Annotated in this window: 22 protein-coding genes; 14 read left to right on the top strand and 8 right to left on the bottom strand. The window is 41.5% G+C overall.

Annotated elements, in window-relative coordinates; translation table 11 throughout:
* Nucleotides 1-19: 19 nt before the first annotated feature.
* Nucleotides 20-700 carry a TIGR00153 family protein gene (locus BTO08_RS00330; protein ID WP_005369822.1) on the bottom strand — a complete coding sequence of 227 codons (681 nt, stop codon included), beginning with the start codon at nt 698-700 and terminating at the stop codon, nt 20-22.
* Nucleotides 701-885: 185 nt separating this feature from the next.
* On the opposite strand from BTO08_RS00330, the gene BTO08_RS00335 reads away from it, so the two are divergent.
* On the top strand, nt 886-2,400 hold the full coding sequence (locus BTO08_RS00335; RefSeq protein WP_105059445.1) for an inorganic triphosphatase: 1,515 nt from the start codon (nt 886-888) through the stop codon (nt 2,398-2,400).
* Nucleotides 2,401-2,466: 66 nt separating this feature from the next.
* Here the strand turns inward: BTO08_RS00335 and BTO08_RS00340 are convergent, their stop codons facing one another.
* Nucleotides 2,467-3,261: a potassium channel family protein gene (locus BTO08_RS00340; protein WP_105059446.1), complete on the bottom strand. Its 795-nt coding sequence runs from the start codon at nt 3,259-3,261 to the stop codon at nt 2,467-2,469.
* Between the two features lie 130 nt (nt 3,262-3,391).
* Here BTO08_RS00340 and BTO08_RS00345 point away from each other — a divergent pair, with 130 nt between their 5' ends.
* The 3 genes from BTO08_RS00345 to hldE all read left to right on the top strand — a co-directional run bounded on the left by BTO08_RS00345 (nt 3,392) and on the right by hldE (nt 9,502).
* Nucleotides 3,392-4,972: a methyl-accepting chemotaxis protein gene (locus tag BTO08_RS00345; RefSeq protein WP_105059447.1), complete on the top strand. Its 1,581-nt coding sequence runs from the start codon at nt 3,392-3,394 to the stop codon at nt 4,970-4,972.
* A 123-nt stretch (nt 4,973-5,095) separates the two neighbouring features.
* Nucleotides 5,096-7,993 (top strand): bifunctional [glutamate--ammonia ligase]-adenylyl-L-tyrosine phosphorylase/[glutamate--ammonia-ligase] adenylyltransferase, encoded by a 2,898-nt coding sequence (glnE, locus tag BTO08_RS00350; protein WP_105059448.1) that lies wholly within the window; start codon nt 5,096-5,098, stop codon nt 7,991-7,993.
* Nucleotides 7,994-8,071: 78 nt separating this feature from the next.
* Complete coding sequence (hldE, locus tag BTO08_RS00355; protein WP_105059449.1) at nt 8,072-9,502, top strand: bifunctional D-glycero-beta-D-manno-heptose-7-phosphate kinase/D-glycero-beta-D-manno-heptose 1-phosphate adenylyltransferase HldE; 1,431 nt, start codon at nt 8,072-8,074, stop codon at nt 9,500-9,502.
* Between the two features lie 74 nt (nt 9,503-9,576).
* Here hldE and tolC read toward each other — a convergent pair whose 3' ends face one another.
* The gene (gene tolC / locus BTO08_RS00360) at nt 9,577-10,869 is read right to left on the bottom strand and encodes an outer membrane channel protein TolC (RefSeq protein ID WP_005369810.1); all 1,293 of its coding nucleotides are present in this window, start codon (nt 10,867-10,869) and stop codon (nt 9,577-9,579) included.
* On the opposite strand from tolC, the gene BTO08_RS22275 reads away from it, so the two are divergent.
* The 9 genes from BTO08_RS22275 to idi all read left to right on the top strand — a co-directional run bounded on the left by BTO08_RS22275 (nt 10,868) and on the right by idi (nt 19,699).
* Nucleotides 10,868-11,014 carry a hypothetical protein gene (locus BTO08_RS22275; RefSeq protein ID WP_198038393.1) on the top strand — a complete coding sequence of 49 codons (147 nt, stop codon included), beginning with the start codon at nt 10,868-10,870 and terminating at the stop codon, nt 11,012-11,014. The two genes, tolC and BTO08_RS22275, sit on opposite strands and share 2 nt — an antisense overlap.
* A 173-nt stretch (nt 11,015-11,187) precedes the next feature.
* Complete coding sequence (gene nudF, locus BTO08_RS00365; RefSeq protein ID WP_105059450.1) at nt 11,188-11,811, top strand: ADP-ribose diphosphatase; 624 nt, start codon at nt 11,188-11,190, stop codon at nt 11,809-11,811.
* A 38-nt stretch (nt 11,812-11,849) separates the two neighbouring features.
* Nucleotides 11,850-12,278 (top strand): DUF1249 family protein, encoded by a 429-nt coding sequence (locus tag BTO08_RS00370; protein WP_080896193.1) that lies wholly within the window; start codon nt 11,850-11,852, stop codon nt 12,276-12,278.
* Nucleotides 12,279-12,316: 38 nt separating this feature from the next.
* Nucleotides 12,317-13,141: a 3',5'-cyclic-AMP phosphodiesterase gene (gene cpdA / locus BTO08_RS00375; RefSeq protein ID WP_105059451.1), complete on the top strand. Its 825-nt coding sequence runs from the start codon at nt 12,317-12,319 to the stop codon at nt 13,139-13,141.
* Complete coding sequence (yqiA, locus tag BTO08_RS00380; protein WP_105059452.1) at nt 13,141-13,719, top strand: esterase YqiA; 579 nt, start codon at nt 13,141-13,143, stop codon at nt 13,717-13,719. Before cpdA ends, yqiA begins: the two co-directional genes overlap by 1 nt.
* A 214-nt stretch (nt 13,720-13,933) precedes the next feature.
* Nucleotides 13,934-15,817, top strand: a complete 1,884-nt coding sequence (gene parE / locus BTO08_RS00385) for a DNA topoisomerase IV subunit B (RefSeq protein WP_105059453.1) — start codon at nt 13,934-13,936, stop codon at nt 15,815-15,817.
* Between the two features lie 73 nt (nt 15,818-15,890).
* A complete protein-coding gene (gene parC / locus BTO08_RS00390) occupies nt 15,891-18,167 on the top strand; it encodes a DNA topoisomerase IV subunit A (RefSeq protein ID WP_105059454.1) in 2,277 nt (758 codons plus the stop codon).
* 173 nt (nt 18,168-18,340) lie between these two features.
* A complete protein-coding gene (locus tag BTO08_RS00395) occupies nt 18,341-19,066 on the top strand; it encodes a 1-acylglycerol-3-phosphate O-acyltransferase (RefSeq protein WP_105059455.1) in 726 nt (241 codons plus the stop codon).
* A 108-nt stretch (nt 19,067-19,174) separates the two neighbouring features.
* Nucleotides 19,175-19,699, top strand: coding sequence for an isopentenyl-diphosphate Delta-isomerase (gene idi, locus BTO08_RS00400; RefSeq protein ID WP_105059456.1), 525 nt, complete (start codon nt 19,175-19,177; stop codon nt 19,697-19,699).
* Nucleotides 19,700-19,797: 98 nt separating this feature from the next.
* Here idi and BTO08_RS00405 read toward each other — a convergent pair whose 3' ends face one another.
* From BTO08_RS00405 to BTO08_RS00425, 5 genes are all read right to left on the bottom strand, one after another.
* A complete protein-coding gene (locus BTO08_RS00405; protein ID WP_005369791.1) occupies nt 19,798-20,184 on the bottom strand; it encodes a RidA family protein in 387 nt (128 codons plus the stop codon).
* Between the two features lie 111 nt (nt 20,185-20,295).
* On the bottom strand, nt 20,296-20,787 hold the full coding sequence (locus BTO08_RS00410; RefSeq protein WP_105059457.1) for an arginine repressor: 492 nt from the start codon (nt 20,785-20,787) through the stop codon (nt 20,296-20,298).
* 217 nt (nt 20,788-21,004) lie between these two features.
* Nucleotides 21,005-21,472, bottom strand: a complete 468-nt coding sequence (pyrI, locus tag BTO08_RS00415; RefSeq protein ID WP_105059458.1) for an aspartate carbamoyltransferase regulatory subunit — start codon at nt 21,470-21,472, stop codon at nt 21,005-21,007.
* A gap of 15 nt (nt 21,473-21,487) precedes the next feature.
* Nucleotides 21,488-22,417 (bottom strand): aspartate carbamoyltransferase, encoded by a 930-nt coding sequence (gene pyrB / locus BTO08_RS00420; RefSeq protein WP_105059459.1) that lies wholly within the window; start codon nt 22,415-22,417, stop codon nt 21,488-21,490.
* Between the two features lie 272 nt (nt 22,418-22,689).
* The gene (locus BTO08_RS00425) at nt 22,690-23,700 is read right to left on the bottom strand and encodes an ornithine carbamoyltransferase (RefSeq protein ID WP_105059460.1); all 1,011 of its coding nucleotides are present in this window, start codon (nt 23,698-23,700) and stop codon (nt 22,690-22,692) included.
* 303 nt (nt 23,701-24,003) lie between these two features.
* On the opposite strand from BTO08_RS00425, the gene rraB reads away from it, so the two are divergent.
* Nucleotides 24,004-24,402: a ribonuclease E inhibitor RraB gene (gene rraB, locus BTO08_RS00430; protein ID WP_105059461.1), complete on the top strand. Its 399-nt coding sequence runs from the start codon at nt 24,004-24,006 to the stop codon at nt 24,400-24,402.
* The last annotated feature ends 101 nt before the right edge of the window (nt 24,403-24,503 follow it).

Here is a 24,503-nt window from a genome sequence, read left to right on the forward strand (position 1 = left end):
GTTTTGTTAATTCTCGTTATTAAGAACGCGAAAGCATAATCTCTAAACGCGAGCCTACACGCTGTGCTTGATCAGCAATCGCGCCTACCCACTCGAGAATCTTATACAGGAACATGACATCCACCGGGCTGTGTTGGTCTTCGATGGACATTAATTGTTGACGTAAGACAATCTGCATAGAATCAGTATCATCTTCGATAACATCTAGCTGATTAATCATTTCGGCAACAAGCGTCACTTCTCTGCCTTTGAAACCAGTCTCAAGAAGCTCATCCAATTCGTTAATTACACGGCGTGCTTGATCAGCAGCGTCTAAACAACGTTGAACGTAAGCGACAAAGTCTGGGTACATGATCGCAGGGATTTGTAGCTTACGACCTAAGACACGACCAGCGATATCTTTAGAGAGGTTAGCGAGTTTATCCTGCTGGGTTAACAGTCCTAACATGTCAGTACGATCTACTGGCATGAAAAGACCACGAGGAAGCTTCAGACGGATCTCACGCTTAAGCACATCCGCATCTTTTTCAAGTTGCGAGATCTGTTCGCGTAAAACTGCCGCCTTTTCCCAGTCTCCAGCATTACATGCTTCAAAGAATGGGATAAGCAAGTTACAACATTCAGTTACGCGAATAACGTGACGTTGCAGTGGTTTGATTGGGGATTTTGCAAAGAGCCCCATAATTGTATTTACTGGCATAGCCGATCAACCTAGAGAGCGCCCGAAAAAGGCTAAATCTTGAGCGATGGTCATTGAAGCGCGCATGTTAACGTATATGTGAGTATAGTGGAACTAATTTTGATCAAGGTTTTATCGATATTTCTGACTTGCCCTTAAGCGCAGAAGCAAATATCCTTGGATTGCCACTGTTTATAGGTATAACTATGGAAACCGAGATAGAACTGAAGTTTATCGTCTCACCAGAATTTTCTAGTCAATTATTGAACAAAATAACTGAAGCGAAAATTCTGCAGCAGAGCAGTCGAGAATTAGGCAATATTTACTTTGATACGCCAGACCAATTATTGCGTCAGCATGATATTGGCCTTCGGATACGTCGTTTTGACGATGTTTATGTACAAACATTAAAAACTGCAGGTCGGGTCGTTGCGGGGTTACACCAGCGTCCTGAGTATAATGTAGAAATTGATGGTGATGCGCCCACTTTGGCTTTACATCCAGCGGATGCGTGGCCAGAAGGTTTTGATGTTGATCTTGCTCAACAGCAAATTAAACCTTTATTCTCAACCGATTTCACCCGTCAGCAATGGTTAGTCGCCATGCCTGATGGAAGCCAGATTGAATTGGCCTATGATCATGGTGATGTCCATACTAATGGTAAATCATCGCCAATTTGTGAAGTTGAGTTAGAGCTTAAATCGGGTCAAACCGATGCTTTATTTACGCTTGCCCGTGAACTTTGCGCGGATGGTGGTATGCGATTAGGTAATTTGAGTAAAGCGGCTCGTGGCTACCGCTTAGCAGCAGATTATCAAGGTGATACACCAAAGCCTTTAACGCTGGTGGCAACGACTGAGCAAGATACGGTTGAATCGACGTTCATTAAAACGTTAGAGCATGCATTAGAGCATTGGTTATACCACGAACAAATTTATACTGAATCGCAAGATCAGCAAGCGTTAGTTCAAATCTCCCAATCATTAAGCTTATTGCGCCAAACCTTTGCAACGTTCGGCGGTATTATCCCGCGTCGTGCAAGTGCTTTGTTACGCCAAGAATTACAATGGTTAGAAGGTGAGTTGGTGTGGTTAGAGGATGCCAATAGTATTCAAGCGCTAACGGACGATAAATCTTATGTTTTGCGTAAGTTAAATGTCCGAAAATCGCTACAACAGCAGTTAGATACGCGCTATGAACAGTTACCCGATAGCGAAGATATGCTGCGCTTGATGAATTCTGCACGTTATTGCGGTTTATTGCTTGATTTAAGTCGTTGGGTATTAAGCCGTGGTTGGCAGCCGTTTTTAGATGATAAATCACGCGCAAAACTTGCTGGTGCGATTAAACCTTTTGCCGATAATATCTTATCTCGTTCATGGCGTGAGCTAATGGATGCTTTTCCTGCTGAGCGCCAATTAACACGTTCTGATTACATTGATCAGAAACCACGTTTGCAACGAAATTTGATGTGTGGTTTATCTTTTGCTGCGCTTTACGATCCTGAATTACGTCAAGCTTTCCGTATGCCATGGTTTGATTTATTGCAAGGCATTGACGACCTTTATGCCTTAGAGCCAATACGTCAGTTATTGCCGTTATTTGAAGGTGATGACTTTGTACAAATTGAGAAATGGTTGCAGCGTCAAAATGAATCATTGATCCATGCAATGGATCAAACACGTAAGATGAGTATTGAACTCGCGCCATATTGGCCTTAAGTGCTAGAGATAAAATAAAAGCCTTGCTCAAGCAAGGCTTTTTTATAGCGATATATTTTTGTTTTCTTAATGCTGGCTTGGTGTATTGGTGCTTTTATCTTGTGATAGTTGATCAAGTTTCGTTTCCAAACGATCTAACTTAGCCAGTAAGACTTGTTGATTTGCTAGCATTTCTCGCCATTCTTTTCGATGTGCTTTTTCGAGTAAGTCTTTTTCATGTTGTGGATCTGAAATTATTGAGCTTATCAAGCCTGCCACCATACCAAATAAACCTACGCCACAAATGATGATACCAATAGCAATCATCCTACCTAATGTTGTAACCGGATAATAATCGCCATAACCCACGGTCGATATAGTGACAAATACCCACCATAGTGCATCCCCTGCAGTATGAATGTTAGCTTCTGGAACATTGCCTTCTACAAACAAGATAGAACTTGCGCCAATGGTGATAAGAACCGTCAATAATAAGAAGATCGAAGCCAAAGTGGTTTCTCGGCGATTGTTCTGTAGCTGAAAGTAAATGTTTTTACTCGAACGTAATAAGCGAATAACACGCAGAACCTGTAAAATACGCATAAAACGTAACGGTTCGATAGCGGGAATACTGGCGATAAAATCAGGCCAGTGGTGCTTTAGGTAGGCAGCTTTACTTTTACTTCTAAATAAATCTATCAGTAGTTGGCACCAGAAAATCAGGCAGATAAAAGTGTCGATGGCAATAAAAATACGAAACGTTGGACTGTGTTTATTGAGAAAAAGTGTGCTAGTCACAATGATAAGCGAGGTAATAGAGAGAACCAATGCCATCAAACTCATGGGATGTAGCTCATACTTTACGTCATCAATTACTTTCATCACTAAGGTCTTTGTGGTTATTGTCGATATATTGCTATTAAGAAAGAAGATAGCAAAATTTATTGATAGTTATTGTGCTTCATCTTCATTTATTTGACTTGAAAATTGAAGGGCAATAGGGAGGCTCCAAATGGCAACGATGCATTTTTCATCATGGGAAAAAGGACTAACAAATATCCGTCTTGTGCCCAAACTGATCCTATTAATGGTGTTTAGTACGGTACTGCTACTTGGAAAGCAGTTATGGGATGCTCAAACATTTTATTCTGCTGTCTCACAAATCCAAAAAGATCGCGCTAAAGAACAAGCGGTTTCATATGCTAATTTGTTGAAAAACATGGATCAAGCCGACGCCGATATAACAAAGACCTTTCTTAATCAAGCTTCAGCTCAAGATGCGTATGTTTATATTATTGATCGTAAAAGTGGCAAGGTAGTTGGGCATCCATCTGTAACGAAACTTGCCCAACTCAATGCAACAACATCAGCGAATCAGCCTTTATCAGCTTTACTTCCTCAATTAACGATTTCTTCTCCCTTAACGTTAGAGCAAGGTCGTTATGAGTATGCAGAATTACTTCCCCAGCGTGATTTAGTGGTCGTGGGCTCTCAGTCAACTCAAGTTGCTAAAAATTATTACTATCAATACTTATGGCAAATTGCATGGCAAACAGGGGTCATGATCCTTGCTTTTATGGTGCTGCTATTAGGGGGCTCAAGGATAATGTTACGTCAAATTAATTACTTAAAACTAAGTATTAAAAATTTGGCACAACGTAATTTAATTGAACCGATTGAGATGAATTGCCGTGATGAATTTGGTGATTTAGCGCGTGAATTAGAAACAGCACGCTTTCAGTTACAGGAAGTATTGCAAGCTCAACGTACAGTGGCGAGCGAGCTTTCCAGCCTGTCCGATATTATGTCAATTAGCATGGTAGAGACGAAAGCGTCGGCACAAGAAGAGTTTGCTGAGATTGATCAATTAGCTTCTGCGATGTCAGAAATGACCTCTACGGTACAAACCGTCGCTGAACACGCAAGGCAAGCTTCTGATGCCACAGTTGGAACATCTGAACAAGCCGCGCAAGGGCAAGAATTTGTAGGCAAAACAATGAGCACAATTAATCAGCTTTCTGGCGATATTCGCCAATCAGCTGATGCGGTTAATCAGGTTGAAGCGCGTGTTGAGAAGATCAGTACAGTGATAGTGACGATCCAAAGTATCTCAGAGCAAACCAATTTACTGGCACTGAACGCTGCGATTGAAGCTGCACGTGCAGGAGATGCAGGACGCGGTTTTGCTGTTGTTGCTGATGAAGTTCGTAATTTGGCACAACGGACGCAAACTGCAACGGTTGAAATTCAAGAGATGATCAGCCAATTACAACAAAGTGCCCAGCAAGCAGTGGGTTTGATGGAGCAAAGTGTTGAAGAAGCGGCAGAAGGGGTCGATTTGGTGACCAGTGCTGGGGATGAATTAGAAAAAATTGTCGCACAAGTAAAAATAATCAATGACATGAATTTCCATATTGCAACTGCAGCAGAGCAGCAAACAACGGTTGCTGATGAGATGAACCAGAATTTAACCAATGTACGAGAGTTGGTAGAAGCGTCGGTAACAGTGGTTACTGAACTCGCCGAAACGTCAGATACCATGCATCAACATGCTAATGATTTAGAGACAAAAATTAAGGCATTTCAGGTGTAATACAGCATCTCATGTAATGAGATAATCAGTAATATATAAAATTATAACGCCCATCATTTGATGGGCGTTTTTCTATGCTAATGTAGAAACAATTCTGTCAGATTACTTGTTCAAGGAAAGCACATGACTGTAGAAAAGACCGCTTTTTTTCCTAATATTTCTCGTTTTACTTCTCTGGATGATGCAGCTGATCTTGCTATTCATAAACTTGCCGAACATCACCCTGAAGCGTTAGCGCAATGGCAAGGACAAGATAGAGAAGAGCTACGTTCTGTTTTAGGCTTAAGTGATTTTATTTTTTCGTCATTAGTGCAAGATCCTGAATGGCTAACTTGGCTACTACAACATCGTCAGCATGTTGGATCGATTGATTACCGTCAGTGCTTATCTGAGCAGTTAAATGATGTGAAAGATGAAAACCAATTAATGCATGTATTAAGGCAATTTCGTCGTCGACAAATGTGCCTTATTGCTTGGCATGACTTTACCAATGTAGTTCCGTTGGAGCAGAGTTTAGAGTCTTTATCGCAGCTTGCTGAAGCGTTGATCATGGAAGCCTACCATTGGTTATATCGTCAATGTTGTGCTGATTGGGGCACACCAATGAACGCAAGCGGTGAAGCTCAACCTATGTTGGTATTAGGAATGGGTAAACTGGGTGGTGGAGAGCTAAACTTTTCTTCCGATATCGATCTTATTTTTACCTATCCAGAAAATGGTGAAACGCAAGGTGGGCGTCGAAGTCTTGCCAATGCACAGTTCTTTACCCGACTAGGACAGAAGCTGATTAAAGCGTTAGATCAACAAACTTATGATGGTTTTTGTTATCGCGTTGATATGCGTTTACGTCCTTTTGGCGACAGTGGCCCATTAGTGATGAGCTATGCTGCACTTGAAGATTATTACCAAGAGCAAGGACGTGATTGGGAACGTTATGCGATGATCAAAGCGCGCGTTATGGGAAAAGAAAGCTTTAGCCAGTATCAAGAATTACGCCAAATGCTACGCCCCTTTGTTTTTCGCCGTTATATCGATTTCAGTGCCGTACAAGCTTTGCGTCGAATGAAAGCGATGATCAGCAGTGAAGTAAGACGTCGAGGACTTAGCAATAATATTAAATTAGGCGCTGGTGGGATCCGAGAAGTTGAATTTATTGCCCAGTCATTTCAGTTGATCCGTGGTGGACGTGAACCGAGTCTGCGAGGACGAGGATTACTTCCTACGTTATCAGCGATGAATGAATTAGGTTTATTGCCATCACAAGAGGTGGCTGTGTTACAAGATGGCTATTGTTTCTTGCGCCGTTTAGAGAATTTACTCCAAGCAATCGACGATAAACAAACGCAAACGTTACCAGATAAAGCACTTGATCAAGCGCGTTTAGCGTGTGCAATGGGATATGCTGATTGGGCTGCTTTAATGCAAGATGTCGAATCACATATGTCTGCAATTCACTTAATTTTCGAAGATATCATCGGTGTGGAAGAGCAAGATGATCAAACAAGTGTAGATGCTCAATACCATGAAATGTGGGCAATGGTACTCAATTATGAAGTTTTACTTGCGATTCTAGCTGAACTAAATGAGCCAGCATCAATTGAGTTAGCAGAGCACTTAATTGGTTTTAAAGCTGAGCTATCTAAACGTACATTGGGCCCTCGTGGGCGCGAAGTGTTAGCTCGTCTAATGCCCGAAGTGTTATCGAAAGTGGTGATGCGCGATGATGCCACTCAACTGTTACCGCGTTTAACCAAATTAATCATTCGGATTGCAACACGTACCACTTATCTTGAACTATTGGTTGAACACCCAGCGGCTTTACAGCAATTAATACGACTTTGTGCTGCAAGCCCTATGGTTGCGGATCAACTGGCGTTATATCCACTTTTATTAGATGAATTACTCGATCCACAGCACCTTTATAAGCCGACAGAACTCACCAGTTATAAAGACGAACTGCGTGAATATCTTGCTCGTATTCCAGAGGAAGATATGGAGCAGCAAATGGAGGCGATTCGACAGTTTAAACAAGTTCAGTTATTGAAAATTGCAGCGGCTGACATTGCAGGCATTTTACCGGTGATGAAGGTTAGTGATCACTTAACTTATTTAGCTGAAGCGATTGTTGCAGCTGTAGTGAACCAAGCATGGTTACAAATCGCTCAGAAATATGGTGAGCCGAGCCATTTAGTTGAACGACAGGGTAAAGGGTTTGGTGTTGTGGGCTATGGCAAAGTTGGTGGTTGGGAGCTTGGTTATGGCTCTGATCTTGATTTGGTCTTTATGCATGATTGCCCTGATAATGTTTACACCAACGGCCTTAAAGAAATAGATGGCCGCCAATTTTATTTACGTCTAGCGCAACGAATCATTCACCTATTTTCAACTCGAACTGCATCAGGCGTGTTATATGAGGTTGATATGCGGTTACGTCCATCAGGTGCTTCAGGATTATTGGTTAGTACCGTTACCGCGTTTGCTGATTATCAGCAGCAAGATGCGTGGACATGGGAACACCAAGCGCTTGTTCGTGCCCGCATGATTTATGGTGATCAACAACTGCAACTCGCTTTTGCTGATGTTCGTCAGCAGATATTATCAATTCCTCGCAAACGAGATGAATTAGCCAAAGCAGTTGTCGAGATGCGCCATAAAATGCGTGATCATTTAGGTAAGAAAAAAGCGGGAATGTTTGGTTTAAAACAAGATAAAGGTGGGATCACCGATATTGAATTTCTAGCCCAATTTCTTGTGTTAGCGAATGCTGCTGAGCAACCTGACGTAACCCGTTGGTCTGATAATATCCGTATCTTTTCATCGATGACACAAGAAGGCATTATTTCTGCTGAGGATGCAAACTTACTCCAGCATGCTTACTGTGAAATGCGTAATGAAACGCACAAGCTTAATTTATTAGGTTCAGATGCGTATGTATCCGATCAACAATTTGTTGAGCTACGAGAAAATGTTGAAGCGATCTGGCAGCAAATTTTAGAGCCAATCAATATTGATGATAATTAACTGAATAACATTGTCCTGATGCATCTTGATTTTAGTTTATGCTAGTATTTGAGCGTTTTCACATTCCCGGAGAGAAAAATGAAACTGACCCTTCCTGATTATAACCAAGCAGGTGTCTTGATCGTTGGTGATGTCATGCTAGACCGTTATTGGACAGGTCCTACAGGACGTATTTCACCAGAAGCGCCAGTACCTGTTGTTAAGGTTGATCAGATTGAAGAGCGCCCGGGTGGTGCCGCGAACGTTGCAATGAATATTGCAGCATTAGGCGGACATGCAAAATTGATAGGTTTAACCGGCATTGACGAGCAGGCGAAAGCGCTGACTGAGAAGTTATCTTCACTGAACGTTTACTGTGATTTTGTTTCACTGCCTAACTATCCGACAATTACTAAACTTCGTGTAATGAGTCGAGGGCAACAGTTGATCCGTTTAGACTTTGAAGAAGGTTTTCATAACGTTGATCCCGCACCGATCATTGCGCGCATGAAGCAATCATTAACGGATGTGAAAGCCGTCATTTTATCTGATTATGCGAAAGGCGTATTAGAGCACGTTCAAGGTATGATCCAATTAGCGCGCGAAGCAAATGTGCCTGTGTTAATTGATCCAAAAGGTTCGGATTTTGAACGTTACCGTGGTGCTACGCTACTTACACCGAACTTATCTGAGTTTGAAGCGGTAGTAGGTAAAGTCACGTCAGATGAAGACTTAGTTGAGAAAGGTTTAGCCCTTATTGAAAAGTTTGACTTTGAAGCCTTGTTAGTCACTCGCTCTGAGCATGGTATGACGTTACTTGAAAAAGGCGGTGAGCCTTTACATATGCCAACGCAAGCGCAAGAAGTGTATGACGTAACAGGTGCTGGTGATACGGTGATTTCAGTGCTTGCCGCTTCATTATCTGCAGGTAAATCGTTATCAGATGCTTGTAAATTAGCGAATGCTGCGGCTGGTGTCGTTGTCGCTAAACTGGGTACATCAACCTTATCTACTATTGAATTAACAGATGCCATTCATGGTAGCCAAGACAGTGGTTTTGGTGTTATTTCCGAGCCTCAATTAATTCAAGCCGTAAAATCAGCACGTGCACGTGGTGAGACGGTAGTTATGACGAATGGTTGTTTTGATATTTTACATGCCGGCCATGTTGCTTATTTAACTGAAGCGGCAAAATTAGGCGATCGTTTAATTGTTGCGGTGAACTCTGATAGCTCAGTTAAAGGTTTAAAAGGTCCTGGTCGTCCAGTCAACCCAGAAGATCGTCGTATGGCGGTATTGGCAGGCCTTGGTGCCGTTGATTGGGTGGTACCGTTTACCGAAGAAACACCACAACGTTTGATCAGTGAAGTGCTTCCGAGTATTTTGGTGAAAGGTGGCGATTATAAACCTGAAGAAATTGCGGGTGGTAAAGAAGTGGTGGCGGCTGGTGGTCAAGTACTGGTACTTAACTTTGAAGACGGCTGCTCTACGTCAAAAATTATTGAAGCGATCCGTGGTGGTCGTGGCTAATAAGTTATAGCGACAAAAATCGCAGATAATAAAAAAGCGCCTTTAGGCGCTTTTTTATTTTTGATGATTAAAGCTTATTGTTTAATTAAGCCTTTATTTATATCAACAATATCTTGCTCACTCAGGGTACCTACCGCTTGTTTTAGCTGTAGTTGTGCAAGAATGTAATCATAACGAGCATTAGCTAATAGGCTGTTTGCTGAATAGAGGCTCTTTGTTGAGTCAAGAACATCAACAATAGTACGCGTACCCACATCAAAGCCCGCTTCTGTTGCTTCTAAAGCTGATTTAGCTGAAATAACGAGTTGTTTGTATGCTTTTATTGAACCAGCAGCGGCATGAATGTTGTTGTAATAGTTACGTACATCTTTTACAACCGTGCGGTATTGACCTTCAAGCTCTTCACTTGACGCTACATACGCGTATTGCGCTTGTTTTACTTGAGAGCTGATATTACCACCAGAATAAACGGGCAGGTTTAACTGAATTCCTGCAGTTAAAGAACCTTGATCTGGATCGCCTACTGGTCCTGACTTATCGTATTTATAACCCGAAGTGAACGATAAGGTTGGTAGGTGCCCAGATTCTGCAAGTGAAATATTGTCTCTTGCGATATCTTGACCAATTCTTGACGCCAATAATGATAGGTTGTCAGTTTCAGCTGTTTTTACAAACGTATCAGGTGATTGTTGTAATGGCGTCACTGAGAAAGTCTTGGTGTTCAAGGTATCCAGAGAGGTGTACTCACGGCCTGTAATTTCACGCAATTCTTCGTAGCTATTTGCAACTGCATTTTCTTTTAGAATCACATCAGCCGCAACTTGATCGTATTGTGCTTGGGCGTCATGGACATCTGTAATGGCAGATAGACCCACTTCAAAGCGTTGTTTCATCTGTTCTAGTTGTCGGCCTACAGCTTTCTTTTCGGCCTCACCAAAACTTAGATCGTCTTTAGCTTTTAAAATATTAAAGTAAGCCTGTGCAACACGAAGAATTAAGCCTTGCTGCTCAGCTGAGTATGCAGCATCACTTTGACGTGCTGTTTTTTCTGATACGTCTAAACCAATCCAGCTTGAGCGATTATAAATTTCTTGGTCAAGCTGAAGACCGCCAACAAATCCATCTTTATTGTTTTTGGCATCTAAATGGTAAGTATTGTAGCCCGCGCTTAAGTTAATTTGCGGTAGTAATACACTACGAGAAGAGTTAATTGCTTCAAATGCTGCATCTTTATCTGCTGCGGCTTTTAGAAGTTGTGGATCATTTTGTTTTGCTTGCTGATAAATTTGAGCGAGATCATCAGCAAGAGCTGATTGACTTAGTGAGCCAAATGCAAGGCTGATAACGATTGGAAGCAATTTTTTCATGGATGCCTTTCCTGGTCTTGCTGACAAAATGGGAGCTAAAAATATAATTACAAACTGTAGTTTACCTCAACATGCCTTGCTTGAAACTGATCATTGCAAAAATTTACCTAAATATGATGGTTTATTTTTTATTTATGGTGGTTGAAATTTGAACTTTGAGCAATTGATTTAAAAAAAATTGTAATCTTTATTAATTTTGTTGAAGTAAATCATTGCTGATAATCTGATTGAATGAAAAGATAGCCAACCTTCTCTGTTTGTTATGGTTATCTGTTAATTATTGCGAGCTAGCGCACTTTATTTATAAAGGGAATAATGATGAGCCAAAATAAGACAAGTCCACTGCAGTTTGGTGTGGATGATGTAAAAGTTGAGGCGAAAGATATTGTCTACAATGGCTTTTTTAAAATGGTGAAATACCGTTTTCGTCATAAACTATTTGCTGGTGGATGGAGCGATACGGTCAACCGAGAAATGTTTGAACGTGGGCATGCCGCTGCTTTATTACCTTATGATCCTGTCACTGATGAAGTGGTTTTAATTGAACAATTTCGTGTCGGTGCGATGGTGGCTGGATGTGAGCCTTGGCAATTAGAAATTGTCGCGGGCATGATTGATCACCAAGATGAATCTGCAGAAGATGTCGTTAAACGAGAAGCGGTTGAAGAGGCGGGGTTAACCGTCACTGAACTTCAAAAGGTGACGCGTTATTTATCAAGCTCTGGTGGTTGTTCTGAAATGCTGGATATATTCGTTGGCACTGTTGATAGCACAATAGCGAGTGGTATTCATGGTTTAGCTGAAGAAAGTGAAGATATTCGTGTTCACGTTGTGCCGAGAACACAAGCCTATCAGTGGGTAGAATCTGGTAAAATTGAAAATGCAGCCTCGATTATTGCCTTACAATGGTTACAGCTTCATTATTTACAGCTACGACAATAGGCCAATAAAAGGTTATAACTATTTAAAGGATTTTATCATTGAACTCTCGATATTCAGTCGATTTATCAAGCCTTATGCGCTTGTACGAAACCAATTATGCTAAGTTGCTCCCGTTATTACCTCGTAGTGACGAAGTAGGTGATGAAAGGTTTTATCGAGTGTGTGATGATATATATCGCTTAAAAATCATAGAATCCACACGCTATACTACGATGATTTCTCTAGGATTAAAGAGTGATCAAGATGTTGTCGATTATTTATCGCCAGTGTTAACAGTAAGGCTTTATCATGATGCTAGAGTCGCAGAAGTGTGTTCCGCTCAACAGATTTCTCGTTTAAAGCCAATATATGATTATCCTAACTTGCGTATGCATCAGAAAGATGAGAAACATCAAGTAAATCGTTTTTTAGGCGATTGGTTAAACCATTGTTTACGCCGTGGGATCAGTAACCAATCTGTTTGTTAATTGTTTTTGATTGATTAAAAGACAAGGTTTTTGACGTTTTGCAGACCTATTCGCTGCCACAGACGAACCCTGATAGTGTGGTTCTTCTTCAAATTACAGACACTCATTTGTTTGCCAATGAATCAGGCGCTCTGCTTGGTGTGGCAACTCAACAGAGCTTTCATGCCGTACTTAATGCGGTAGATGCTTCTTCGCGTAAATTTGATGCAATTGTTGCAACAGGAGATATTTCCCAAGATCACACTCCCGATTCTTATCAACGTTTTGCTGAAGGCATTTCTCGTTGGGAACAACCGTGTTTTTGGTTACCGGGCAATCATGATTACCAACCAACAATGGCATCAATATTACCTTCTGAACAAATTAAAGATTGTGAGCAAATCTTAGTCGGTGAACATTGGCAAGTTGTACTACTTGATAGCCAAGTTGCTGGTGTTCCACATGGTGAATTATCACATCATCAATTAGCATTACTTGATCACGCTTTATCGCTACACCCTGAACGACATGCATTGGTATTACTCCATCACCATCCGTTACCCGCTGGGAGCGCATGGCTTGATCAACATCAGTTACACAATAGTGATGCACTGTGGCAGGTCATTGATAAACATCCTCAAGTGAAAGCTATTTTATGCGGCCACATTCATCAAGAGTTGGATCGTATTCATCGTGATGTCAGAGTGCTAGCTACACCTTCGACGTGTATTCAATTTCTTCCCGATTCTGATGATTTTGCATTAGATCAAGTAACCCCTGGTTGGCGTTATTTAGAATTAACCGCGACAGGGGATATTATTACTCATGTTGAACGCCTTGAAGGTGATGTATTTCAACCAACTTTTGATTCAGCAGGGTATTAATGGCACCGCTACTTATTTATTTACACGGCTTTAATAGCTCGCCACAATCACTAAAAGCGCAACAGATGGCGCAGTATTGTGCAGACCATCGACCTGATATTAAGGTTGTGATGCCGCAATTACCTAGCTATCCTGAAGAGGCGCAGGTTTATCTTGAACAGTTGATCCTTCGCTTTAAAGACGAGTACAAGATAGGTTTAGTAGGGAGTTCATTAGGTGGGTATTTATGTACTTGGTTAAGTGAACGGTTTGCTTTACCTGCGGTATTAATTAACCCAGCAGTAAAACCTTATGAGTTGTTAGTTGATTATTTAGGACCACAGCAGAATCCATATAGTGGTGAAAATTATGTACTTGTTCCCCAGCATATGGCGCAATTACAACAACTAGATGTGGCGACAATACATGCTCCACAACGCTTTTGGGTGCTATTGCAAGAAGGTGATGAAGTATTAGATTATCGCCAATCCATGTTGAAATATGCTGAATCAAAATTGACCGTTGAACCTAATGGGGATCATAGTTTTGTCAATTTTGAACGATTTCCTGCGTCAATTATCCAATTCTTAGAATTATAACTGGTAGAATGCTGCCATGTTTAGCATTCGCGAATGACTCAGTGTCGCGATATGTTTTCTGATAATGCTTATATTTCTATGACATGTTCTATCTGATGTTCTTGTAAATAACATCATTACTCACAGTCATGAGCCTTCATGTGTCCCAGAACTTGACATATAGCGCTGGGTTACTGACTATTATTTTCAAAACTTTCCCGTAAATTTCCGTGATATGACAGATCAAAGCTATAACGCTGGAGCCATTGAGGTTCTTAATGGCCTTGAGCCAGTACGCCGCCGTCCCGGTATGTATACCGATACGGCTCGACCTAACCACTTAGGTCAAGAAGTTATCGATAACAGTGTCGATGAAGCATTGGCTGGACATGCCCGTAAAGTTGAAGTGATTCTTCATGCCGATCAATCATTAGAGGTGGTTGATGATGGTCGTGGTATGCCTGTTGATATTCACCCCGAAGAAGGTGTATCAGGGGTTGAACTTATTTTATGTAAGCTTCACGCCGGTGGTAAGTTTTCTGGTAAAAACTACCAATTTTCAGGTGGTTTACACGGGGTAGGCATCTCGGTTGTAAACGCCCTTTCTAAGCGTGTTGAAGTCACGGTAAAACGTGATGGTCAAGTGTATCAAATTGCCTTTGAAAATGGCGATAAAGTCTCAGAGCTTGAGGTGATAGGCACTTGTGGCCGTCGTGCAAAAGGCACACGAGTTCACTTTTGGCCAGATCCAAAATATTTCGACAGTGCCAAGTTCTCAGTTTCCCGCCTGAAGAGCAATCTAAAAGCTAAAGCAGTGTTATGCCCTGGTTTAGAAATTGTATTCACCAATAAAATCACTGATGAAACGATTCGTTGGTGCTATGAAGATGGCTTAAAAGACTACCTTGCTGAAGGTGTAAAAGGGTATACATTACTGCCAGAAGAACCATTTACTGGTGTGTTCAGTTCGCAAACAGAAGCCGCTGATTGGGCGCTGTTATGGCTACCTGAAGGTGGTGAATTGATCACTGAAAGTTATGTTAACTTGATCCCAACAGCGCAAGGGGGTACTCACGTTAACGGTTTACGCCAAGGCTTGTTAGATGCGATGCGTGAATTCTGTGAATTCCGTAATCTTCTGCCACGAGGTGTGAAATTAACGGCTGATGATATTTGGGATCGTTGTGCGTATGTCCTGTCGGTAAAAATTCAAGATCCACAATTTGCCGGTCAAACCAAAGAACGTTTATCGTCGCGTCAATGTGCGGCGTTTGTTTCTGGTGTGGTAAAAGATGCCTTTAGCTTATGGCTTAATGAACGTCCACAACTGGCAGAGCAATTAGCAGAAGTCTGTATTGCAAATGCGCACCGTCGTATGCGTGCAAGCAAAAAAGTGGTACGTAAGAAAATTGCATCAGGCCCTGCACTACCTGGTAAGTTAGCGGACTGTTCACAACAAGATCTTAATCGCACTGAATTATTCCTTGTCGAGGGTGACTCGGCGGGCGGCTCGGCGAAACAAGCTCGTGATCGTATGTTCCAAGCGATCATGCCACTTCGCGGTAAAATTTTAAATACGTGGGAAGTGTCTGCCGATCAAGTCCTTGCCTCTCAAGAAGTACATGATATTTCGGTTGCACTTGGTATTGATCCAGATAGTGATGATTTAAGTGGACTACGTTACGGTAAGATCTGCGTCCTTGCGGATGCGGACTCCGACGGTCTTCACATTGCTACCTTGTTGTGTGCGTTATTTATGAAGCACTTTGAAACCTTAGTACGTGCCGGACATGTGTTTATTGCGATGCCTCCTTTGTACCGTATCGATTTGGGTAAAGAAGTGTACTACGCCCTCGATGAAGCTGAGAAAAACAGTATTCTTGATCGCCTAAAAGGTAAGCGTGGCAAAGTTAACGTACAGCGATTTAAAGGTCTGGGTGAGATGAATCCATTGCAATTGCGTGAAACCACCATGGATCCTAATACTCGCCGTTTAGTGCAGTTAACGATTGATGACGACAGTGAAACCAACGAAATGATGGACATGCTACTTGGTAAGAAGCGTGCTGAAGATCGTCGTCACTGGCTGCAAAGCAAAGGCGATATGGCTGAAGTGTGATCAGCCTTTTACTCTATTTCATCTGTTAGTGATAACTGGCAGATAAGCAAAATTAAAGACGGATTATCTAACGATGACTGATGTCTCAATGGATGGCGTTGAACAACTTCCTCTTAGGAAGTTTACTGAAGACGCTTATTTAAATTACTCCATGTATGTAATCATGGATCGTGCTTTACCGTTTATCGGTGATGGTCTTAAACCTGTACAGCGACGTATTATTTATGCGATGTCTGAGCTGGGTTTAAGTGCAACGGCAAAATATAAAAAATCAGCCCGTACCGTGGGTGATGTATTAGGTAAATATCACCCTCATGGTGATTCTGCCTGTTATGAAGCTATGGTATTAATGGCACAGCCTTTCTCTTACCGTTACCCGTTAGTTGACGGGCAAGGTAACTGGGGTGCGCCTGATGATCCTAAGTCATTTGCTGCGATGCGTTATACCGAATCTCGTTTATCACGCTTTTCTGAAGTGTTGCTGTCTGAATTAGGCCAAGGCACCGCAGATTGGGTACCAAACTTTGATGGTACAATGCAAGAGCCTAAGATGTTACCTGCACGTCTGCCGCATATTTTGCTTAATGGCGTAACGGGTATTGCTGTTGGTATGGCAACTGATATTCCACCGCACAATGCGCGTGAAGTTGCCAATGCAGCAGTACACATGATTGAAAATCCAAAGGCAGATCTTGATGCGCTAATGGAGTTTGTTCAAGGCCCTGATTACCCAACTGAAGCGGAAATCATTACCTCTAAAGCTGACTTAAAGAAAGTCTATAAGAGTGGCCGAGGCAGTATTAGAATGCGCGCGGTTTGGCACAAAGAAAACGGTGATATTGTTATTACCGCATTGCCACACCAAACGTCAGGTGCAAAACTGCTTGAGCAAATCGCTAGCCAAATGCGTGCGAAGAAATTGCCAATGGTTGAGGATTTACGTGACGAATCTGATCACGAAAACCCAACTCGCATTGTGATTGTGCCACGCTCTAACCGCATTGATTGCGAACAGTTGATGAATCACTTGTTTGCTTCAACGGATCTTGAAAAGAGCTTCCGTGCGAACTTGAACATGCTGGGTCTAGATGGTCGTCCACAAGTTAAAGGTTTAGTGGAGATTATTGCTGAATGGCTGGAATATCGCCGTACAACAGTACGTCGTCGTTTACAGTACCGTTTAGATAAAGTGAATGCACGCTTACATATCTTAGAAGGTTTACTGGCCGCTTACCTTAATATTGATGAAGTGATTGAGATCATCCGTAATGAGGAAGATCCAAAAGCAGAATTCATGTCACGTTTTGGTTTATCAGCGATTCAAGCAGACGCAATTTTAGAAATTAAACTGCGTCAGTTAGCCAAGCTTGAAGAAATTAAGATCCGTGCAGAACAAGACGAATTAGCCAAAGAGCGTGAGCAACTAGAAAAGTTACTTGGCTCTGAGCGTCGCTTAAATACATTAATTAAGAAAGAAATTCTCGCTGATGCTGAGAAGTACGGTGATGATCGCCGTTCGCCATTAGTTGAACGTGAAGAAGCGAAAGCATTAACTGAACGTGACTTGATCCCAAGTGAGGCGATCACCGTTGTGCTATCAGAGAAAGGCTGGATCCGTCATGCTAAAGGGCATGAGGTAGATCCAAGCACGCTAAACTATAAGTCGGGTGACAGTTACCTTGCGCATGCTCGCGGTAAGAGTAATCAGCCTGCGATTTTCTTAGGCTCTGATGGACGTAGCTATGCGTTAGAATCACATAGCTTGCCATCTGCGCGTAGCCAAGGTGAACCTATCACGGGGCGTTTAAATTTAACCCCAGGCACAAATATGCGCCAAGTGTTAATGGCAGAAGACGATCAAATTTGGTTAATGGCATCGGATGCAGGTTACGGATTTATCTGTAAGAGCACAGATATGGTATCGAAAAATAAGAGTGGTAAAGCCTTATTAACGGTACCTGAAAATGCTGCTGTGCTGCCGCCACAGCCTGTTGCTGATATTGAGAATGATCAGATATTAGCCATTACCAATGAAGGTCGAATGTTATTGTTCCCAATTAAAGATTTACCGCAACTGGGTAAAGGTAAGGGTAACAAGATCATCAACATTCCATCTGCACGTTCAAAAGCGCGTGAAGAATTCTTATCCTACTTAACGGTAATTAGTGCAGATACCCATGTCACTCTTTATGCGGGCAAACGTAAACTAGGATTGAAACCGTCGGATCTCGATAATTTCCGTGGTGAGCGTGGACGTCGAGGAGCGATGTTACCTCGAGGTCTACAGCGAGTAACACGGATGGAGATTGATTCACCAAACGAGCAATCTTCTGATATTGCATCGGAATAGTTATTTCTGATGAGCTATTCAAAGCCCTCAAGTTGAGGGCTTTTTTGATCTAAGCTGTGCGTATCGTTTCTATTGATAAGCGAATAACAAGTGAGTAAAGAATACACATAAAACGTGTATTTTCTCTTGCTGTGAGTATACTAGCGAACGCTTGTACGCTGAGGAGAGCTAGAATGATTTTTGTTTTGCGGATATTTGCTATCGCAATTTTTGCTATTGTGACGTTTATTTTTGGTTGCGGATATTGTTTATTAAGCCCACGTAACCCTAAACACGTTTATACCTTTGGACGTTTGTTTAGCAAAATGTCACGTGTATTAGGGATCAAATTAGAGTTCCGATACGCAGAGGGTGCTGAAAAAGTAGGCTCTGCTATTTATATTGCGAACCACCAGAATAATTATGATCTTTTTACGGTTTCTGGTGCAATCATGCCTCGTACCGTTACCGTGGGTAAAAAAAGTTTAGTATGGTTACCGTTATTTGGTCAGCTATACTGGATCACGGGTAACATCTTAATTGATCGTGCAAACCGCAGCAAAGCAGTGGGTACCATAGGTCAAGTTGTCGATAAAATTAAGCAAAACAAAGTTTCAGTGTGGATGTTCCCTGAAGGCACTCGCTCTCGTGGTCGTGGTTTATTACCGTTTAAAACCGGTGCTTTTCATGCTGCAATTGGCGCGAATGTTCCCGTTGTACCGATTGTTTGTAGCTCAACGGAGCATGTCAGCTTAAATCGTTGGAATAACGGTGTAGTGATTGTTGAAGTGATGAAGCCGATTTCAACTGATGGCTTAACAAAAGAAGATGTTCGCAGTCTCTCTAGCCGTTGTCATGATGTCATGGAAGAAAAATTAGCAGAGCTTAATGCAGAAGCGAGTGAACGTAGTAAACGCTAATTTATTTGTTTCGTAAGTATTAATAAACAAGGACATGTTTATCACATGTCCTTGTTTTATTTTAACCCCTGAATATCAGGGGGTAATTTATAACAGTAGTAAAGAGTGATGACTGAAGAATATGTAGTCTTGGTTGATAGCCAAGGTGAATTTCAAGGCTTACAAGAGAAAATGGCAGCACATAAACAAGGTGCTTTGCATTTGGCTTTTTCGGTTTTGTTATATCGAAATACCACGTCTGGTCGTGAATACTTACTTCATCAACGCGCGTTGCACAAATATCATAGTGGTGGATTGTGGACTAATACGTGTTGTTCACACCCTCGCCAACATGAGTCGATAGAGCAAGCTGGTATCCGACGTTTAGCAGAAGAAATGGGGATCACGGAAGTGACTTCGTTGTCTGATATTGGTCACTTCTGCTATTACGCAGAGCTTGATAACCAACTGTTTGAGCATGAGCTCGATCATGTGTTGGTGGCTGATGCTGGCGAGATAAAGGTTGTTCCTAACGCTGATGAAGTGATGGATTATCGCTGGTGGTCTGAAGAGGCGATTAAACAAACGCTAAAGACTCAGCCTGAGTTATTTACAGCATGGTTTAGTCAAGTGTTTGCTTTTGCCACTAAGTAATTAGCGTTGTTTTATTAATAAAAAAGCTGCTAACGAGGTTCCGTTAGCAGCTTTTTTTATGGCAAATTAAGACGTAATTAAACGTTTATTAGCAACGATTATTTACGAACAGCAATTGCTTCAATTTCAATTTTTACGTCTTTTGGTAAACGTGCAACTTCAACACAAGAGCGTGCTGGGTAAGGTGCGTTATGTTCATCAAAGAAGCTACCATATACTTCGTTAACGGCAGCGAAGTCATTTAGATCTTTAACAAAAACAGTCATCTTAACAATGTCAGAAACCTGAAGACCTGAAGATTCAACGACTGCTTTTACATTGTCTAAAGATTGGCGAGCTTGCGCTGCAATTTCTTCTGGTACTTCACCTGTTGCTGGGTTTACAGGGATCTGACCTGAAGTTAGCACCATATTACCAAGATCAACACCTTGTACGTATGGACCGATTGCTGCAGGAGCTTGCTCTGTATGAAGAACCTTAGTCATTGTTTACCCTTACTTATATTTAATTGTTATAGCGTAAGTGACACGTTACGCTACCTGATTGATGATGTTATGGGGTCTAAATCTGAAAGATTCAAGCTGATTAGAACGTTTTTATATCATACCAAGGCTTAGACAAACGGCTTTTTCACAATCACTGATCCGATCAATATGACAAGGTGCAACCATAATAGTGTCATTGCCAGCTATGGTTCCTAAAATCTCTTGATGCGGATGAAGGTCAATAATTCTTGCGATGAGTTGTGCAGAGCCTGGGTGGGTTTTAACAACAACCACTAATTTATTATGAGTAACAAATTCAATTTGTGAAGCGATCTCAGAATCAATATATGTAGGATTGGTGGTTTCAATAACACAATACACCCGTTTACCATAAACATTCGGTGCTTTTATTATTTTGAGCTTAGTGAGTAGACGTGAAACGGTAGATTGGCTGATATCATCAAAACCCTCTTTAATTAGAGCGTCGCGAATATGATCTTGAGTTGAAAAATTGTGCGTTTGTAATAATCGTTTACAAACGGTTGTCATGTTTTTTTCGCAATAATGACTGGTGATTCCGTGTGGGGATTCATGCCCATTCATGGACAGCTCCTTGTTATTCTTTATGCATTTGACTGGTGCAATACTGCAAGAATAATCACTTATAGTGATATTTGATGCAAAGAGGATAGCAAGGAATAATGATAAGAAACTTGATGGTTATCACTAAAACAATACCTAATAGGTATTTTTGTCGTTTGCGGATGACATTTTTAGAATAAAGCCCGCTATGGAAGCTAACGGGCAGTTGATAACAAAGTTATGCGTTGCACTCTGTCACGATTTCACGAGAGAAAACTTTTTCGCAGTATTTACATTTAAGTTGAATATCCGCTTTTTTAGTCAGTACCTTAAAGCCACTACTTACTGGCTCACCGTGTGAAATACAATTAGTGTTTGGACACTTAAATACCGCACTAATAAAGTCAGGTAATGATACGTTAAGCTTCTTTACTACTTCATAATTTTCAATTTGGTTAACGGTTGCTTTCGGTGCATACAATGCCAGTTGGTTAGCTTGATCTTCATTGATAAAGACATTTTCAATCTTGATCAGATCTTTTGCACCAAGGGCTGATGAAGGCAGGTTCAAACCAATTGTCACTCGTTGGTTCGAGTTATCCATACTAAATAGTTTAAGTACCTTGATACCTACATGCGCAGGAATATGGTCGATAACAGTGCCGTTTTTGATTGCTTCAACTTTAAGTTGGGTTTCTTTAGACATGATCATCGCTCCTGCTTATAAGTTTTCGTTAAGAACTAGGGCTAATAGCGCCTGACGTGCGTAAACACCATTTTCTGCTTGCTGGAAGAAGTAAGCATGCTTAGTTTTATCAACATCCACGGTAATTTCATCAACACGTGGCAGTGGATGCAGCACTTTTAAGTTGTCACGTGCGCCTTCTAGCATCTTCGCCGTTAAGATATAAGCCGCTTTCATATGGGCGTATTCTGATTCATCAAAACGTTCTTTTTGTACTCGCGTCATATAAAGGATATCAAGCTCAGGGATCACATCTTCCATATCATTATGAAGGCTATAAGCAATACCTGCGTCATCTAACTCTTCACAAATATAGTCAGGCATCGCGAGTACCTCTGGCGCGATGAAGAAGAATTTTACGTTCTCAAATTTAGATAAGGCTTGGGTTAACGAGTGAACCGTACGTCCGTATTTTAAGTCGCCAACAAAAGCTATATTAATATTATCTAACGTGCCTTGGGTTTCGTAGATGGTGAACAGATCTAAAAGGGTCTGCGTTGGGTGTTGGTTTGCACCATCACCACCATTGATAACAGGAATACCGTTAGAGAATTCAGAAGCCAAGCGAGCAGCGCCTTCTTGAGGGTGACGCATAACGAAAGCGTCAACATATGAAGTAATCACTTGAACTGAATCAGAGAGCGTTTCGCCTTTGTTCGCTAGAGACGTATTACCTGCACTATCAAACCCCACCACAGTACCACCTAAACGTTGAATGGCGGTTTCAAATGATAGTCGGGTACGGGTTGATGGCTCAAAGAAGCAACTTGCAATCACTTTGTTTTTGAGCAGTTCAGGATTAGGATCGGCTTTCAATTGTCCTGCGGTTTGGATAATTAATTCAAGCTCTGCGCGACTAAGCTCTGGGATGGAAATAATATGCTTTTTAAACAGCGAATTAGCCATGGTTTCTTTCCCTCAAAATAAAATAAATAACGCTCAATACGGCATTCACCGTGATCCTTGCCGATTTACAGACAAAAAAAAGCCTCCTTAATAAAAGGAGGCTTTTTTTAGAAAAATAGAAACACGAACCTGCGTTAAAAAGCGGTGACGATAATTCTGTAGTGGAGTTATTGTCAGGTTCATCTCTTAGCTCGTGTTCGACAAATTGGCAAGGATTATACCGTCATTTTTAAGTGACGCAAGCGTTTGCGAAAACTATCAACAGGCATTTATTAATGCCCCAGTGTGGCAACCATGACTGCTTTAATGGTGTGCATACGATTCTCTGCTTCATCAAAAACAATCGAATGTTTGGATTCAATGACTTCATCGGTGACTTCAACGCCTTGGGCAAGCTCAGGGTATTCTTGCGCGAGCTCTTTACCAATTGTGGTATCTTCGCCATGGAAAGCAGGCAAGCAATGCATAAATTTCACATGTGGATTACCTGTTGCTTTTAGTAAGTCCATATTGACTTGATAAGGTAGCATTAACTGAATACGCTCAGCCCATGCTTCTTTTGCTTCGCCCATTGAAACCCATACATCGGTATATAAAAAGTCACATCCTTGAACGCCTTCTTGCACATTTTCTGTGAGAGTGATTTTCGCGCCTGTTTCTAATGCAATTTTACGACACTGTGCCACTAACTCGTCTTCAGGCCAGAACGCTTTTGGCGCAACGAGACGAATATCCATCCCCATTTTCGCCGCCCCAACGAGCAATGAATTTCCCATGTTATTACGTGCATCACCTAAATAAGCAAAGGTGATTTCATGGAGTTGCTTGCCACGGCCATGTTCTTGCATCGTTAGAAAATCAGCTAAAATTTGAGTCGGGTGGAATTCATCGGTTAACCCATTCCAAACAGGTACTCCAGCGTATTGCCCCAACTCTTCAACAATGGCTTGACCAAAGCCGCGGTATTCAATGCCATCATACATACGACCCAATACGCGCGCGGTGTCTTTCATTGATTCTTTGTGGCCGATTTGTGAGCCTGATGGGCCAAGATATGTCACTTTTGCACCTTGATCAAAAGCCGCCACTTCAAATGCACAACGAGTACGGGTCGATGCTTTTTCAAAGATGAGCGCAATATTTTTTCCGCTTAAGCGTGGCTGCTCGTAACCATTGTATTTGGCTTTTTTTAATTCAGCAGATAAATCGAGAAGATGTTGAATTTCTCGTGGAGTAAAATCTAATAATTTAAGGAAGTTACGGTTACGAAGATTAAAAGCCATGATAGTTCCCTCTTTCATTTTATAATGTTTCTAACCGAATACCCCTTGTTGTGACGAGGTTGCTAGATATTCGTTATTGTTACTTTATGTTTATCTTATTATTACTGCATTGTGAATAGCTGTGCGCTTATTATGCAAGATTATTTGGTTTTCTTGGCTTTTACGAGAGTAATAAGGTTGCTGAATATGAACGCTAAAACCCAAGGTAAGACTAATTATCTGTGCTTCTCACTAACAGGTGGTAATTGATGGCAAACCATGCGATATTTGCCAGCAAATTGATTCCACAGTCGGAGTGAACCCATGTCTTATGCAGAACTGATCGAAGAGCAAAAAGAAGAAACACGCGAAATTATTGCCGCGTTACTTGAAGATGGCAGTGAGCCAGATGCTCTTTATACGATTGAGCACCACTTTTCAGCGGATACGTTTGAAGAGTTAGAAGGTGCTGCTGTAGAAGCCTTTAAACTTGGTTTTGAAGTTTTAGAAGCAGAAGAGCTTGAGCTAGCACCAGAAGATGGCGGCGGTAAAGTTGTTTGTTTCGATGCTGTAATGGAATCAGCACTGAACGCTGAGTTGATTGACGAACAAGCAGAAAAGTTAATCAAACTTGCTGAAAAACACAATATAGATTACGACGGTTGGGGCACTTACTTCGAGTCTGATGAAGATGACGAAGAAGAGCTAGAAGACGAAGAATAATCGTAAAAAATCAGATTGAATAATTAAAAGCCGGCATTTTGCTGGCTTTTTCTCCTTTTAGCCGTGGTTATCGATCTTTTTATGTTTTGAGATGATCAAAG

Origin of the sequence: Photobacterium angustum (assembly GCF_002954615.1) — a bacterium.
GTDB lineage: Bacteria > Pseudomonadota > Gammaproteobacteria > Enterobacterales > Vibrionaceae > Photobacterium > Photobacterium angustum_A.

What these genes read in the sequence shown, in the direction of transcription:
- BTO08_RS00330 (WP_005369822.1), bottom strand. Translation starts at nt 700, where the DNA reads ATGCCAGTAAATACAATTATGGGGCTCTTTGCAAAATCCCCAATCAAA.
- BTO08_RS00335 (WP_105059445.1), top strand. Translation starts at nt 886, where the DNA reads ATGGAAACCGAGATAGAACTGAAGTTTATCGTCTCACCAGAATTTTCT.
- BTO08_RS00340 (WP_105059446.1), bottom strand. Translation starts at nt 3,261, where the DNA reads ATGAAAGTAATTGATGACGTAAAGTATGAGCTACATCCCATGAGTTTG.
- BTO08_RS00345 (WP_105059447.1), top strand. Translation starts at nt 3,392, where the DNA reads ATGGCAACGATGCATTTTTCATCATGGGAAAAAGGACTAACAAATATC.
- glnE (WP_105059448.1), top strand. Translation starts at nt 5,096, where the DNA reads ATGACTGTAGAAAAGACCGCTTTTTTTCCTAATATTTCTCGTTTTACT.
- hldE (WP_105059449.1), top strand. Translation starts at nt 8,072, where the DNA reads ATGAAACTGACCCTTCCTGATTATAACCAAGCAGGTGTCTTGATCGTT.
- BTO08_RS22275 (WP_198038393.1), top strand. Translation starts at nt 10,868, where the DNA reads ATGGATGCCTTTCCTGGTCTTGCTGACAAAATGGGAGCTAAAAATATA.
- tolC (WP_005369810.1), bottom strand. Translation starts at nt 10,869, where the DNA reads ATGAAAAAATTGCTTCCAATCGTTATCAGCCTTGCATTTGGCTCACTA.
- nudF (WP_105059450.1), top strand. Translation starts at nt 11,188, where the DNA reads ATGAGCCAAAATAAGACAAGTCCACTGCAGTTTGGTGTGGATGATGTA.
- yqiA (WP_105059452.1), top strand. Translation starts at nt 13,141, where the DNA reads ATGGCACCGCTACTTATTTATTTACACGGCTTTAATAGCTCGCCACAA.
- parE (WP_105059453.1), top strand. Translation starts at nt 13,934, where the DNA reads ATGACAGATCAAAGCTATAACGCTGGAGCCATTGAGGTTCTTAATGGC.
- parC (WP_105059454.1), top strand. Translation starts at nt 15,891, where the DNA reads ATGACTGATGTCTCAATGGATGGCGTTGAACAACTTCCTCTTAGGAAG.
- BTO08_RS00395 (WP_105059455.1), top strand. Translation starts at nt 18,341, where the DNA reads ATGATTTTTGTTTTGCGGATATTTGCTATCGCAATTTTTGCTATTGTG.
- idi (WP_105059456.1), top strand. Translation starts at nt 19,175, where the DNA reads ATGACTGAAGAATATGTAGTCTTGGTTGATAGCCAAGGTGAATTTCAA.
- BTO08_RS00405 (WP_005369791.1), bottom strand. Translation starts at nt 20,184, where the DNA reads ATGACTAAGGTTCTTCATACAGAGCAAGCTCCTGCAGCAATCGGTCCA.
- BTO08_RS00410 (WP_105059457.1), bottom strand. Translation starts at nt 20,787, where the DNA reads ATGAATGGGCATGAATCCCCACACGGAATCACCAGTCATTATTGCGAA.
- pyrI (WP_105059458.1), bottom strand. Translation starts at nt 21,472, where the DNA reads ATGTCTAAAGAAACCCAACTTAAAGTTGAAGCAATCAAAAACGGCACT.
- pyrB (WP_105059459.1), bottom strand. Translation starts at nt 22,417, where the DNA reads ATGGCTAATTCGCTGTTTAAAAAGCATATTATTTCCATCCCAGAGCTT.
- BTO08_RS00425 (WP_105059460.1), bottom strand. Translation starts at nt 23,700, where the DNA reads ATGGCTTTTAATCTTCGTAACCGTAACTTCCTTAAATTATTAGATTTT.
- rraB (WP_105059461.1), top strand. Translation starts at nt 24,004, where the DNA reads ATGTCTTATGCAGAACTGATCGAAGAGCAAAAAGAAGAAACACGCGAA.